The 14,903-nt window shown below is 37.4% G+C and carries 10 protein-coding genes; 5 read left to right on the top strand and 5 right to left on the bottom strand.

Going from position 1 to position 14,903, the window contains the following annotated elements; genetic code table 11:
* The first annotated feature begins 6 nt into the window (after positions 1-6).
* From ACRD62_RS12300 to ACRD62_RS12320, 5 genes are all read left to right on the top strand, one after another.
* Positions 7-1,593: a DUF5123 domain-containing protein gene (locus ACRD62_RS12300; RefSeq protein ID WP_430820413.1), complete on the top strand. Its 1,587-nt coding sequence runs from the start codon at positions 7-9 to the stop codon at positions 1,591-1,593.
* 90 nt (positions 1,594-1,683) lie between these two features.
* Positions 1,684-3,396, top strand: coding sequence for a pectate lyase family protein (locus ACRD62_RS12305; RefSeq protein ID WP_430820414.1), 1,713 nt, complete (start codon positions 1,684-1,686; stop codon positions 3,394-3,396).
* Positions 3,397-3,590: 194 nt separating this feature from the next.
* Positions 3,591-5,027, top strand: coding sequence for a tagaturonate reductase (locus ACRD62_RS12310; RefSeq protein ID WP_430820415.1), 1,437 nt, complete (start codon positions 3,591-3,593; stop codon positions 5,025-5,027).
* Positions 5,028-5,030: 3 nt separating this feature from the next.
* Positions 5,031-6,518 (top strand): UxaA family hydrolase, encoded by a 1,488-nt coding sequence (locus ACRD62_RS12315; protein ID WP_430820416.1) that lies wholly within the window; start codon positions 5,031-5,033, stop codon positions 6,516-6,518.
* 47 nt (positions 6,519-6,565) lie between these two features.
* Positions 6,566-8,080 carry a right-handed parallel beta-helix repeat-containing protein gene (locus ACRD62_RS12320; RefSeq protein ID WP_430820417.1) on the top strand — a complete coding sequence of 505 codons (1,515 nt, stop codon included), beginning with the start codon at positions 6,566-6,568 and terminating at the stop codon, positions 8,078-8,080.
* A 331-nt stretch (positions 8,081-8,411) separates the two neighbouring features.
* Here the strand turns inward: ACRD62_RS12320 and ACRD62_RS12325 are convergent, their stop codons facing one another.
* From ACRD62_RS12325 to gnd, 5 genes are all read right to left on the bottom strand, one after another.
* On the bottom strand, positions 8,412-9,251 hold the full coding sequence (locus tag ACRD62_RS12325) for a hypothetical protein (RefSeq protein WP_430820418.1): 840 nt from the start codon (positions 9,249-9,251) through the stop codon (positions 8,412-8,414).
* Between the two features lie 232 nt (positions 9,252-9,483).
* Complete coding sequence (locus ACRD62_RS12330; RefSeq protein ID WP_430820419.1) at positions 9,484-10,734, bottom strand: tagaturonate epimerase family protein; 1,251 nt, start codon at positions 10,732-10,734, stop codon at positions 9,484-9,486.
* 103 nt (positions 10,735-10,837) lie between these two features.
* Positions 10,838-11,890 (bottom strand): LacI family DNA-binding transcriptional regulator, encoded by a 1,053-nt coding sequence (locus ACRD62_RS12335; protein WP_430820420.1) that lies wholly within the window; start codon positions 11,888-11,890, stop codon positions 10,838-10,840.
* Positions 11,891-11,968: 78 nt separating this feature from the next.
* The gene (locus ACRD62_RS12340) at positions 11,969-13,399 is read right to left on the bottom strand and encodes an MFS transporter (protein WP_430820421.1); all 1,431 of its coding nucleotides are present in this window, start codon (positions 13,397-13,399) and stop codon (positions 11,969-11,971) included.
* A 39-nt stretch (positions 13,400-13,438) separates the two neighbouring features.
* Positions 13,439-14,893, bottom strand: a complete 1,455-nt coding sequence (gene gnd, locus ACRD62_RS12345; protein ID WP_430820422.1) for a decarboxylating NADP(+)-dependent phosphogluconate dehydrogenase — start codon at positions 14,891-14,893, stop codon at positions 13,439-13,441.
* Positions 14,894-14,903: the final 10 nt, after the last annotated feature.

Here is a 14,903-nt window from a genome sequence, read left to right on the forward strand (position 1 = left end):
ATACACATGAATAAAGCATTTAAATATATAGGATTGATGGGGATTGCTGCATTATTTGCACTCAATGCCTGTGATGATAATATTGATCCGGTGATTGAAGAATTAGAGTACGAAAGGATTTTTACACCACTGGATCTGGAAGCACGCATAAGTAATCAAACCACTGTTTCGTTAAGTTGGATTGACAATAAAGGTGTTGATTCTTATGTGCTAGAGATTAGCGATGATAGTCTTGAATACAGTAATATTATTCATACTGCTGAAATTTTACCTGAAGAAATACCATATGTATATGATTTACCTGCAGGTGATAGTCAATATTCTGCTCGAGTAAAAGGTATTAGTAGTACAAATACCGATTCGAAATGGGCAACATTAGCATTTAAATCTTTGCCTGAAAACCTGTTTAATAATTACGATATTGTAATGACAGGACTAGGTGAATTAACAATTAGCTGGACTCCAGGTAAAGCGGTTACTTCATTAGTATTTTATACCAGAGCTGGTGTAGAAGTATTTAGTGAAGATATTACTGCTGAGGAAATAGCGGCCGGATCTAAAAGTTTAACAGATGTTGCAAATGGAGATTATACTATTCAATTAATGAATGGTGTAAAAACCAGGGGATTTCAGGATTATGTTTTAGAAGGTACTGTTTTGATTGATTCAGGTGCTGATCTCACTGCTGCAATTACCGCAGCATCGCCTGGCGATGTTATTATGCTTCAGGCAGGTGGACAGTATGGTTTTATTGGTGATTTTACAATTGATAAGAGTATCAAAATAAAAGGACTTGATGGAGATTTGCCAGTGTTATATTTAACATCAGGTGATCGTATGTTTTATGTTGGGTCAAGCCTAACGCCATCTGATTCATTGGTTTTTGAAAAACTGCATATGAATGGGTATGTCGACTATATTGATGGTGGAAGTCAGATACGAGGGGTTTTTGATATGGAATCGGAAGCCTGTAATATTGGAGCAGTTAAATTCTTAAGCTGTGAGCTACGAAACATGGGACGCCAAGTTATGCGTTTAAGAGGTGGATCAGACCAATATGTTGGTGAATTTGTTATTGACGATTGTATCATTAATGATTTAGGACGTAGCAGTGGAAGTTATGGTGTATTCTGTGCAACAGAAACAAATACAAATGCCGGAGTTGTTAAAATAACCAATTCTACATTAAGTAATTTTGTTTGCCATTTTATTCGTTATGATGATGCTACTTTAGGCAAGAGTATTATAGTTGAGGACTGTACATTTAATAAAGTGCCATTTGCCTCTGGCAGGTACTTAATGGATGTTAGAAATGCTGTACTATCAGAAGGAATTGAAGTAACAAACTGTATTTTCGGTAATACATCATATGGTGATGAGCCATCAATATCCGGAATCAGAGCCGCTGACGGAGTAACCGTTTCTGTTTCAAATAGCTTTGCTACAACAGATTTTGTTAATTCTGGATATTCAATAGTTGAAATGTGCTCTTCTACTGGAGGAACATCAACAGAATTATGGGTAAATCCTGATAATGAAGATTTCTCTTTTATTACAGAAGGAATTGAAGCAGGTGACCCTCGCTGGTATTAAATTGTATTTATAATTTATTGGGCGCATCCGATTTGGATGTGCCCATTTTTACTATTCATCTATTATTGAAGTAATTTTACATTGTATTTTATGAAAAGGTATCTTTCAAAGGTTCTATTGTGTTGTTTGATTGTTTTTAGTGCGTGTTCAGATAAAAAGGATTCTAATGAAGAACCTTCTACAATCAAAATAGAGTTTACTAATCCAAACCCGCTATCAGTTGATATTTCAACTTATAAGCCTGTTATATCAGGTGTTATTACATCCGAAAATGCATTGGTAAGTATCAAAGCATTCAAATTAAATGGTACAACAGAAACTGTTTTAGAAGAAAGTTCTATAAATGATGGTAGTTTGGTATACAATTTCAGTTATACAATGTCATATCAAAGCACTACAACCGGTGTCAGGGTTGAGGCATATGATGAAATGGGCCAGAAAAAAACAGAAACGTTAGTCATTAATGTTGAAAGCTCAACAGCTGTTGATCCGCAACCTATTGGAACCGTAGATGCTTTCCCCGGAGCTGAAGGCTTTGGGCGATATACAACCGGAGGAAGGGGAGGTAGAATTTTCTTTGTTGAAAATTTACTGGATGATAATCAACCCGGATGTTTGCGTTATGCAATAAATCAGTCTGGTGCCCGAACCATTATTTTTAGGGTTTCAGGAACTATACATTTAAACTCACCTTTAGTAATTAGTCAGAATAATTTAACCATTGCAGGGCAGTCTGCGCCTGGTGATGGTATTTGCATTGCAGGTGATTATATGCAGATTAAAGACAATTTAGAAAATGTAATTATAAGATATATTCGTTTCAGAGCAGCCAAAGGAACTGGTGAATATGATTCGGCCTGGGGACGTAACTGCAAAAATATTATCATTGATCACTGTTCTTTCAGTTGGGGTAATGATGAGGTTGCCAGTTTCTATGATAATACTGATTTTACAATGCAATGGTGTATTATAAGTGAAAGCTTTTATCGGTCAACTCATCCCAAAGGAGATCATGGATATGGAGGTATCTGGGGTGGTATGGGAGCTACTTTTCATCATAATCTGATTGCTCATCATACCAGTAGAAATCCAAGATTTTGTGGAGCCAGGTATCACATTGATACAAGAGATACAGAAATAGTGGATTTTCGAAATAATGTGATTTATAATTGGGGATACAACAGTAGTTATGGTGGAGAAATGGGCCAGCATAATATGGTGAACAACTATTATAAATCAGGACCGGCTAATGAAAAATATCCAAACAGAATTGTTGAAATAACAGATATTAGTACTGATTATCCATATTACAGTAAATGGTATATTGATGGTAATTATGTCGATGGTTATCCTGATATCACAGCCGATAACTGGGCTGGAGGAGTTCAGGGACTGAACGGTACTGTTGTGAAAGCTTACACACCTTTTGATTTTGGTGTTATTAAAACTGATACACCTGAGGATGCTTTTGTTAAAGTATTGGCAGATGCAGGTGCTAGTTTAGCAAGAGATGTTGTGGATTCGCGCATTGTACATGAAACAGAAATGGGCATAACCACGTATCAAGGAGTTTACGGACCTGGAATTATTGATTCGGAAAATGATACTGAAGGATATCCGGTTTTGGAGCAATATAATGAAATAACAGACAATGATAATGATGGGATGAATGATGAATGGGAGTCTGCAAATGGTCTGGATCCAACAGATCCATCTGATCAAAAAGGGAAAACATTAGATGATAATTTCACTAACCTGGAGGTTTATCTGAATTATTTAATTGAGCAAAAGAATAGTAACTAAATAGTTACTATTCGCTAATCATGTGTTCTGATTAAAATGAACACGATAATAAGGGAAAACAACACTTCGTAATCAATTTTTATCTGTGGCAGAATACCAATTATTCTGTACGCAATTCCATATTTTTTATCTGAAAAGGGTATTTATTTGCACTTCGATCCTAATAGGCTAGTGACAAACAAACAAAACTAGATATGCAGAAATTAAGTAACGAAACATTAAAACGTGAAGAGTATCCCGTAAAAATTTTACAATTCGGGGAGGGTAATTTTTTAAGGGCTTTTGTTGATTGGATGATCAATAAAGCAAACAAAGAGATTGGTTTTAACAGAGGAGTAGCAATAGTGCAGCCATTAGAGAATGGTTTGGTGCCAATGCTGAAAGAACAGGATTGTCTTTACCATGTAAAGCTCGAAGGGATGAAAGATGGTAACCCCATTACACAAACAGAGTTGGTCGATGCTGTTCAGGATGCATTAAATCCATATAGCGAATACGAAAAGTACCAGCAATATTTTTTAAGTCCTGAACTGGAACTGGTTGTTTCAAACACTACAGAGGCTGGTATCTCAAGAGTGGAGAATGAGGATATTTATGCTAAGCCTCCAAAATCATTTCCGGGCAAGGTATGTCAGTTGTTGTATCAACGATATGAACATTTTAACGGAGCAGCTGATAAAGGCATTACTTTCTTTTGCTGTGAGCTGATTGATAAAAATGCTACAGTACTGAAGGAAATTGTATTTGAATTAGCTGAACAAAATAACCTGGGAGAAGGGTTCATTAACTGGTTAAACGAAAGCTGTAATTTCTGCAGTACGCTGGTTGACCGCATTGTTACAGGTTTTCCAAAAGATAATATCAAAGAGATTCAGGCTGAATTAGGTTACGAAGATAACCTGGTTGTGGTAGGTGAATATTTTCATTTATGGGCTATTGAGGCACCGGATCATGTAAGGGAACAATTTCCGTTCGACAAAGCAGGTTTAAATGTTGTTTGGTTGAATGACATGACCAAATTCCGAGATAAGAAAGTGCGCATTTTAAATGGTTCACATTCTGCAATGGTTGCCTTAAGTATGCTAAGCGGATATCAAACTGTAATGGAGGCTTTTAATGATGAGACCATTTCAGAATTCATCCAAAACATGGTAAGTGAAGAGGTGAGTCCTAATATCGCAGGAGACAAAGAGGCGCTCAAAGTTTTTGCAGACGAAATTCTGGAACGTTTCTATAATCCATACATTAAGCATTACCTTAAGGATATTTCATTAAACTCTATATCAAAATGGGTAACCCGCGATTATCCTTCATTAATCGATTCATTTAATCGGACAGGAGAATTGCCAAAGCGATTAACTTTATCATTAGCAGCCTTGATTACTTTGTATAAAGGTGAATACAACGGTTTGTCATTTAGTATTACAGACACTCCCGAATATGTTCAATTTATTCAGAACGAATGGAGTAGTGCTAAAAGTGTGAATGAGAAAGTGGAAACTATTTTATCAAATAAGGAAGTCTGGGGTGTAGATTTTACAGCTATTGATGACCTTATTGCTGAAGTAGCAACATATGTTAATGCCATCTTAGCAGAAGGTATTGCAACTGTATTGAAAAAAGTAGCATAAATAATGAAGAACAGTATTAAAATTCACCCTGATGACAGTGTAGTGATTGCTTTGGAAGCAATCAGTAAAGGGGATTTGATTTTAGTTGAAGGGAATGAAATTGTGGTGAATGATGATGTTCCACAAGGGCATAAAATAGCGATAAAATCAATCAATAAAGGCGAGCATATATTAAAATATGCTGCCTCAATTGGTATCGCTCAGGCCGATATAAAAGTGGGTGATCATATTCATGTTCATAATTTACGTACCGGTTTAGGTGATAACCTGGCATACTGTTACAATCCAAACGGGAAAGAAATACAAAGTTCTGCTGAAGGATTAACATTCAATGGATATCAAAGAGCAAACGGAGATGTTGGTATTAGAAATGAGTTATGGATAGTACCAACCGTTGGATGTGTAAATGGTCAGGCTCGCTTAATAGCCAATCAGTTAAAACAAGAAGCTGATTTATCACACATCGATGATGTGGTGGTTTTAGGTCATCAGTATGGTTGTTCGCAGTTAGGAGATGATCATAGTAATACCCAAAGAGCCTTGTCGCAATTAATCAAGCATCCTAACGCAGGAGCAGTTCTGGTATTAGGACTTGGGTGTGAGAATAATCAGATCTCATCATTAAAAGAGGTGATTGGCGATTACAACGAAAGTCGTATTCGATTTTTGATTGCGCAAGAAGTAGAAGATGAGGTAGAGGTTGGTCTTGAAATGGTTAAGGAACTTGCTGAATTAATGAAGCAGGATAGCCGTACAGCCCAACCTGTGTCTAAACTACGTATTGGTTTAAAATGCGGTGGCAGCGATGGTTTCTCTGGTATTACTGCAAATCCTTTATTGGGACGTTTCTCAGATTGGTTGGTAGGTCAGGGTGGTACAACTGTTCTGACTGAAGTGCCCGAAATGTTTGGTGCTGAAACCTTATTGATGGACAGGGCCGATTCGGAAAGTGTTTTTGATAAGACTGTTTCGATGATTAATGGCTTTAAGGATTATTTTCGTCGTCACGATCAACCAATTTACGAAAATCCTTCTCCTGGAAATAAGAATGGTGGAATTACTACTCTGGAAGAGAAATCTTTGGGGTGTGTTCAGAAAGGTGGTACAGCCATTGTAACCGATGTACTTGATTATGCTGATCCGATTGTCAAGAATGGATTGAATTTACTTTGGTCACCTGGTAATGATTTGGTTGCAGCTTCTGCACTGGGATTCTCAGGTTGCCAAATGGTACTATTTACTACCGGAAGAGGAACTCCGTTCGGAAGCTTTGTGCCAACAGTAAAAGTAGCCACCAATACCCAACTATTCGAGCATAAATCGAAATGGATGGACTTTAATGCAGGTGTGCTGGTTGAAGGTGCAGATATGAATGAAGTTCGTAAAGACTTTACAAATTATCTGATTGAAGTTGCCAACGGAAAGAAATTAAATCACGAAATAACAGATTTTAAGGAAATAGCCATTTTTAAGAGTGGTGTTACATTATAAGCGCAATTACAACAACCTGCTTAAATTGTAAATAATACCTGATTGTTATGAAAAAAATAATTCTGACAGCATTTATGGTTTTGCTGACAATGGGAATGGTTAAGGCCACAGACTATTATGTAGCAAAAACAGGCAGCGATTCCAATACAGGAACATCGTTGGATTCACCTCTTGCTAATGTTACAACAGCCATTAGTAAGGCAGTAGCAGGTGATGTAATTTATATTCGTGAAGGAGAGTATAAATACTCGACTAAAATAAGCCTGAGTCGGAGTGGAACTGCAGCTAATCCAATTCAGATGATGGCTTATCAGAACGAAAAAGTGATCATCGATTTCTCGCAAATGGCACTTGATAGTGGTAACCGGGGATTTAGTTTGAGTGGTCAGTATTGGATCATTAAAGGTTTGACCATCCGCAGAGCAGGTGATAACGGAATGTTTATTTCCGGAAGTTACAACACCGTTGAAAACTGTATTTTTTACGAGCATCAGGATACGGGTCTTCAACTGGGAAATGGTGCTTCTGAAAATAATATTATCAACTGCGATAGCTACGGAAATGCTGATCCAACAGATTATGGTGATGCTGATGGATTCGCCTGTAAAATGGATGTTGGAAACAATAACTATTTCTATGGATGTCGTTCATGGCTGAATGTAGATGATGGCTGGGACGGTTATTTGCGTGGGACAGATGATGTTTATACTGTTTTGGAGAACTGCTGGACATGGCGAAATGGATATTTCCTGAACGGAACAGATGCAGGAGCAAGTGCTAATGGAAATGGATTTAAAGTTGGTGGAAGTGATGATAAAACGTTGATGCATAATTTTACCCTAATCAATTGTGTTGCTTTCGATAATAAAGCAAAGGGATTTGATCAGAATAACAATAAGGGTGATATGTATTTCTATAACGGAACATCGTATCGGAATAAAGGAAATAATTATTCTATTCCTTCAGCAGTTAATTCAGCCAAAGAAGCTGAGGTTGTCAATTGTATTTCAGTAGAAGGAAGCAATAAAGTAAGCTTGACTTCAAGTGTATTGCAACAAACCAATAGCTGGAATGGGTTCACCTGTAATTCGGCTGATTTTGTTAGCCTCGATACGACGGGTGTTACCGGTCCGCGACAAGCAGATGGTAGCCTTCCTGATCTGGATGTTTTTAAACTGGTCCAGGGAAGCGATCTGATTGATGGTGGCACTGATTTAGGTTATGATTTTTATGATGATGCTCCGGATTTAGGAGCCTTTGAAACCAACTACAATCAAACCGGGATATTTAGTCCTGTAAACGAGATTGATTACGAACTGTTTTTACATGGTAATCCTGTTACATCCAAAGTAAGATTTAGTTATCAGGCAGGTGAATTACCTTTAAAAGTAACGGTTAATGTGGTATCACTTAATGGAAGCGTTATAGAATCTGTTAATTTGCCTGCTAAAGCATCAAGATGTTATGGCGAAGTTGATATAAATGCATGTTCGAATGGTATGTATATTCTTCAATTAGTATCGTCTAAAGGAATGCAGAGCAAATTGTTTGTTAAGCAATAATTACCCATAATTAATAATAGAGAAATGCCTGTGGATTTAATATCTGCAGGCTTTTTTATTGATTATTTAATGTCAGATGATATTGGTGATAGATAGAATATGAGACGTGTTTAAAGCTTGAGCTTAAATACTTCTTTTCGTTTAATAAACAGTTAATCATTTTAATAAGTAGTCTTCTCCGTATTGATAGTCTATTGCATCAGTTATTTGAAATGTATTAGCTTCTGTATTAATGGACAAGGTTCTGGTGTAAAATGGTTTAATTTAAGAGTTTTAAAACAAAAAAAAGCTGCCCAAACGGACAGCCTTAAATCTTTATTCGGAAACTTGATTATTTAATTACCTGTATCTTACTTACCTTAGAAACCCCATTGCTGTAGGTTTGTTTTTGGATATAAATACCTGTTTTAAGAGAGTTTTGTTCATCACCAACATAAACTCCGCCCAAGTTATAAAGTTCAGTTTTAACAACTGTACCATTAAAATCAATTCTGTTTATTGAAGTTGACACACCATCAACAACAACTCCTGTTGGTACAGCTGTTCCAGGTTCAAACTCTCCTGATGTATCCCATGCAATCCAATCCAGGTAACCATCGGTATCATTTGAACCACCATCACCAAATTTAACAACTCTTGACTGAGTACCTTGGTTTGAGGTACCAGTCGCAATTGGTGTTGCATCTTCATCCATATATGCTTTCCATGCAGTACCATTCATTGTAATACGGTAGGTGTGCCAGGTATTTACATCAATATCAGATGCATATGCTGAGGAACCTAAATCATCACTGAATTTGACTCTAGAATTATCATATTCTAAGTAAATTTTTAAACGACCATCAATAGTATTGATTTCAAATTCAAGACCATCAGTTCTGGTAACACCTGTTTTTGTTCTAAACATTACAGTAATGGCAGTACTTTTATCACCATCCATTTTAAAAGAACCTTTTGAACTATTGTCACCATCAACACCTAATCCGTGAATCACGGATAAAGCATCCACTGTTTCAAGAGTATAGACAGTTGCATTACTGCTTGCATCTGATTCAGCCCAGGCTGGATCAGCACTAAGAGGCATAACATCACACGTATAGATTGTCCAGGTTTGAGCATTAACCATTCCTATAAAAAAGCAGCCTAATAAGATTGTAAAGATTTTTTTCATACTGATTTAATTTTAAAAGTTATTATCATAAAATTAAAGCTTATGAATGGTTACAAGGGTGTATGTTTAATCGTAAAAAGGGGGGCAAATATCAGAATGATTGTATGAGTATTGCTCTTATAGCCTTGATTGTAAAGGATTCCTTTTTTCTAATTGAAATTGCTATTACAAATGTCGGAATACAAAAAGAGGCAACCGAAAGGCTACCTCTTTATAGTAAAATATAAATCTATTAAAGATCAAAAAGACGTTTTAGATGTCGGTCGTAAATGTTTTCGTAAACGCACTCACCAATTATATCGGCATGTTTTTTCAAAAGTGGTAAGTAAACATCCGATTGTAGGGCAGCAAGTTTATATGCCACATGAACTAACTGACGCATGTTGGGGTTGTACTGCGGATGGTCCGGAATATGACGAATAGCGTTTGCCATATCATCTGCACTCCAGTCGGCAATAGCTTCTTTCGATGGTAATTCATCTGTTTTAATATCAATTACATCAGCGTATGGCGCACATAGTTCATCGATTTTTGCTAAAGCCTTGCCATAAAGATCTTTAATAAACTGCAAAGCATCACCACCCGCCATTGACAAGCCAATAACTTCTTCTAACCATGTTGTGCCGGCTGTTTTTACATGGATTCCTTTATCCAGTTTTTTCAGGATGTTACCGATGTAAGGATAAATAGAAAATTTATCAGAGCCAGAGTGGACACTTAATTTAATTTCAGCAGGTAAGCCAAACTCAGCCACACATTGATCCAATACATGCAGATCTTGTTCAAATTCTTTCGCAAAATCAAGTGGATTACCTGTGTAATCTACTCCTTTGTTGAATCGACCAGAGAATTTAGGGGCGATGGTCTGAACAGGAATTTTTTCAGCAGCCAGCATCTTTAATATAAAGAATAATTCAATTGGAGTCTGTGGTTTAGGAACTTCATCCATGGATACTTCAGTGATGAAATTTCCTTTTCCCTTGGCATCTTCTATAATTTTATAGATTGCTCCGGCTTTTTGTGCTGCAAATAGATACTGACCTGCCAGTTTCTTCAAGTCATCGCGTTTTACCTCAAAAGGTTCATCTATACCTGTAATCGAAACTTTTCCAATATAGATTTCACAACTGTTGATAAACGCATCGATGTCAGCGTCAGAGGCTGGTTTGCCAATATATCCGGCTACATCAATGGTGAAAAAGTCAGATGAAGGTAAAAAACGATCAACTGTATCCAGATTAATATGATCTGCATCTACAAAGTATTGATTATCCCAACCCAACGCTTTAACGCTGGCATCAGCTTCCACACGAACGTCATCAGGATGAGTTCCTATAGTTGTATGTTCGCGGTTAGATTTGTTCCAGACAGGGCAAATATCATAACCCATGTCACGAACTTTTATTACAGCCTTTAGCTGGGCATTGCCCTGGTGACCAAAACGGTCGCCTACACCAAAGGAGTACTTCGATAATTTTTTCATAACTGTTGATTTTATTTAGTTTAACTAATATGCCCAAGGCATCAGGATTTTTCTTAGTTTGTAATAACCTTGTCTGGAGGTTATTTTTTCTTTTCCCTTATTTTTAAAACAATCCCATGTTTTCAGCATTGACAATGTCAATGGGTTGAAATTCTTTCTTTTCAGGAATTGTATTTAAAGTCAGATAATCAAACAGCTTTTTAAATGCTTTCTCAGCTTGTTCAACAGGTCGTTGTCCAATTAAAAATTGAATAACTCTTCGTTGAAGGTAGGTTACATTTTTCCCAAATAATTCATAACCTACCAGAAATATGTCACGTTTACCCTTATTATATAAATATTCGGCAACCGAATATGTTCTTGAACTTGAAACAAGAATGGCCCCGATATTATTTTCTTTATCAAAAATTGGATCCAGCACTTCTGACACTACATTAGGCTGGGCACTCGGTATTTCAATGCTTATTTTCTCACCTGTATTAATTCCGGCGTCCATAAAATAGCTCAGAAATCCTTTGTTACGACTGTTCAGATGCTGCGTATTTTCCAAATCGAGCGACATATTCACAATCAATACATCTTTATCTTTTGTTATGCCCATGTCAATAAGGCTGGCAGCAACACGTCCACTTTGATATGCATCTTCTCCTAAAAATGTCAGGCAATTGGTGTTATTAATGAAAGTATCAATAAAAACATAGGGAATATTTTCATCATCCAGTAAATGACAAAAAGTATCCGATTCCTTTTTCATTATAGGAGCAAAAATAACTCCGTGAGGCTGCCAATTCAGAATAGACTTTGTTTTGTCTTCAAAGTCAGAAGTATTATACATCTCATAACGGTAAAACTGTGTCTGAACCGTAAATGGCTGAACAGCCTCAACTCCATTTAATATGCCCTGTGGATGTTTATCCCAGAAGAGGTTGTCGCCATAACTTTGAGGTATTAAAACGGCAATGCGATAGGCTGTTGAAGATTTTAATACACGAGCCGCAATATTGGGTTGATATTTCAACTCTTTTGCAATCTCTAAAATACGGGTTTTAGTTTCAGCTTTAACCTCGCCACGATTGTGTAATACTCTGTCAACTGTACCAATAGAAACACCTGCTTTTTCAGCAATGTCCTTTATTCGGGTCTTTCTGCCGTTCATAGATTCTGAGTGGAAACCGGGAGTATTAACATCTCCCGGTTTTTATAAATTGAAATAATATTGAATGATCAAAGAAGATTATTCAACAACGATTGGCTTATATTGAGGAACTAATGATTTCATAATGATCCATCCAATAAGGTAAGCAACCGCACAAATTGAGAAGATAATCAGATAACCAGAAGGTTTTCCTTCAAATCCGAATAATCTCATTTTTGATTCATCTGCAAAATCAAATAAAAGACCAGATCCTTTATTAATCATTGCAGAACCGATACCTCCAGCCATACCACCGATACCTGTAATAGTTGCAATAGATGATTTAGGGAACATATCTCCAATGGTAGAGAAGATGTTAGCCGACCAGGCCTGATGAGCTGCACCGGCAATACCGATAATGATGATAGGGAACCAATATGAATATGCTCCTAATGGTTGAGCCAATAAAGCAAGTAGTGGGAAGAAGGCAAAAATTAACATTGACTTCATTCGACCTGCATATGGGTTCATTCCTTTTTTATCTACAAAATAAGTTGGTAACCAACCGCCAATGATTGATAATAAAGTAATGGCATACAACACAAATAATAAGACCTGAGCCATGGTAGTATCAGAAGTTAATCCATACACATCACTGATATACGCTGGTGTCCAGAATAAATAGAACCACCAAACACCGTCAGTCATAAACTTACCTACGATAAAAGCCCATGTTTGCTTATACTTAAAACTATTCCAGAAACCAATTTTATTTCCGGCTTTTTCAGTATCAACAGAATGCTCTTTAATAACTTCATCATCCTGGTTGATATAAGCTAACTCAGCTGCATTTACTTTTGGATGCTCATTAGGTTTTTTATACATAAATACCCAGAATCCCATCCAGATAAAACCAAGCACACCAATTACTATAAATGCCATTTCCCATCCAAAATAATGAGCTATGACAGGTACAGAAATAGGAGCTGCTAAAGCACCTACAGTAGCACCGGCATTAAAAATACTGGTTGCATAAGCACGGTCTTTTTTAGGAAAGAATTCTGCAGTAGCTTTAATAGCTGCCGGAAAGTTACCTGCTTCACCAATGGCCAGTACAAAACGTGCAAAAATAAAGAGGGTCACACTTACACTGACAATGAGTCCAACATCTTTTACCTTTTCAATTGCATGCAGCGCCCCTTCGAAACCTACAAACCATTCACCTGCTACGATACCTGAAGTAGCAATGCCACAGAATGCATGTAATACGGCACCTACAGACCATACTCCAATAGCCCAAAGGAATCCTTTTCTAGTATCCATCCAGTCGACAAATCGACCGGCTACTAAAAGTCCGATAGCATAAAATATGGAGAACAATGCGGTAATATTACCATAGTCTGAATCTGTCCAGTGGAATTCAGGTGCAATAAAGTCCTTCCATGTCAACGACAGAACCTGCCTGTCTAAGTAATTGATTGTTGTTGCAAAGAACAACAGTGCACAGATTGCCCATCTGTAGTTTGTCATTTTGTTTTGGTTACTAGCCATTTAGTTAGTTATTTAAGTTTATACATTATAAGTCGTCGATGCCGTATCACCACCTCTTCCTGTCCAGTTGGTATGGAAGAATTCGCCACGAGGCTTGTCAATTCTTTCATAGGTATGTGCGCCAAAATAGTCGCGCTGAGCCTGTAACAGGTTGGCAGGTAAACGTTCACATCTGTATCCGTCAAAATAATTTAAGGCAGTTGTTAAAGCAGGAGCCGGAATACCGTTAGTCAAGGCAGCAGCAGCTACTCTTCTCCAACCAGCCTGCGCTTTTTCAACTTTTTCTTTGAAGTAAGGATCCAGTAACAAGTTGGAAAGTTCGTTGTTATTATCGAATGCTTCCTTAATCTTACCTAAGAAAACAGAGCGAATAATACATCCGCCTCTCCACATCAAAGCAATGCCTCCGTAATTTAGTTCCCATCCGTATTCTTCAGCAGCAGCACGCATCAAGGCATAACCTTGTGCATACGAAACAATTTTAGATGCAAAAAGAGCATCGCGTAGATCGTCAATTAATTGTTTTTTATCGCCAGTGAATGATGGTGTTGGTCCGCTTAATATTTTTGATGCTGCAACTCTTTCTTCTTTAATAGCTGATAAACAGCGAGAGAATACAGCTTCTCCAATCAAGGTTAATGGAATACCAAGATCTAGGGCTGCAACGCCAGTCCATTTACCGGTTCCTTTTTGACCTGCAGTATCCAGAATTTTATCTACTAACGGAGATCCATCTTCATCTTTAAAAGCAAGAATGTCGCGGGTGATTTCAGTCAGATAACTATCCAGGTCACCAGTGTTCCACTCTTTAAAAACTTCGTGCATTTCATCAGCCGACATACCCAACAGATCTTTCATAATCTGGTAAGCTTCGGTTATCAACTGCATATCACCATATTCGATACCGTTATGAACCATTTTTACAAAGTGACCGGCTCCGTCTTCACCTACCCAGTCGCAACAAGGTGAGCCATCCTCAACTTTAGCTGCAATAGCCTGGAAAATAGGTTTCACCAAAGGCCATGCTTCTTTTGAACCACCAGGCATGATGGAAGGGCCTAATAATGCTCCTTCTTCACCACCTGACACCCCGGTTCCGATATAAAGAATACCTTTTTCCTGAAGGTATTTAGTGCGTCGGTTGGTATCAGGGAAATGAGTGTTACCACCATCAATTAAAACATCTCCTTTTTCAAGATATGGAAGAATCGATTCAATGGTAGTATCAACTGCCGGACCTGCTTTGATCATCAACATGATTTTGCGTGGACGCTCAATTGAGGCAACAAATTCTTCAAGGGAATGTGCTCCCCTGATATTTTTATCTTTTCCACGGTTGGCTAAAAAGTTATCTACTTTTTCGGTTGAACGGTTGAAAACACTTACAGTAAATCCTTTGCTTTCCATGTTTAGAACCAGGTTTTCGCCCATTACAGCCAATCCAACTAATCCTATGTCTGATAAATTTTTCATTTTCTTGAAG

This window comes from Carboxylicivirga caseinilyticus, assembly GCF_050589785.1.
Lineage (GTDB): Bacteria > Bacteroidota > Bacteroidia > Bacteroidales > Marinilabiliaceae > Carboxylicivirga > Carboxylicivirga caseinilyticus.

What these genes read in the sequence shown, in the direction of transcription:
- ACRD62_RS12330 (WP_430820419.1), bottom strand. Translation starts at nt 10,734, where the DNA reads ATGAAAAAATTATCGAAGTACTCCTTTGGTGTAGGCGACCGTTTTGGT.
- ACRD62_RS12310 (WP_430820415.1), top strand. Translation starts at nt 3,591, where the DNA reads ATGCAGAAATTAAGTAACGAAACATTAAAACGTGAAGAGTATCCCGTA.
- ACRD62_RS12340 (WP_430820421.1), bottom strand. Translation starts at nt 13,399, where the DNA reads ATGACAAACTACAGATGGGCAATCTGTGCACTGTTGTTCTTTGCAACA.
- ACRD62_RS12315 (WP_430820416.1), top strand. Translation starts at nt 5,031, where the DNA reads ATGAAGAACAGTATTAAAATTCACCCTGATGACAGTGTAGTGATTGCT.
- ACRD62_RS12300 (WP_430820413.1), top strand. Translation starts at nt 7, where the DNA reads ATGAATAAAGCATTTAAATATATAGGATTGATGGGGATTGCTGCATTA.
- ACRD62_RS12325 (WP_430820418.1), bottom strand. Translation starts at nt 9,251, where the DNA reads ATGAAAAAAATCTTTACAATCTTATTAGGCTGCTTTTTTATAGGAATG.
- ACRD62_RS12305 (WP_430820414.1), top strand. Translation starts at nt 1,684, where the DNA reads ATGAAAAGGTATCTTTCAAAGGTTCTATTGTGTTGTTTGATTGTTTTT.
- ACRD62_RS12335 (WP_430820420.1), bottom strand. Translation starts at nt 11,890, where the DNA reads ATGAACGGCAGAAAGACCCGAATAAAGGACATTGCTGAAAAAGCAGGT.
- ACRD62_RS12320 (WP_430820417.1), top strand. Translation starts at nt 6,566, where the DNA reads ATGAAAAAAATAATTCTGACAGCATTTATGGTTTTGCTGACAATGGGA.
- gnd (WP_430820422.1), bottom strand. Translation starts at nt 14,893, where the DNA reads ATGAAAAATTTATCAGACATAGGATTAGTTGGATTGGCTGTAATGGGC.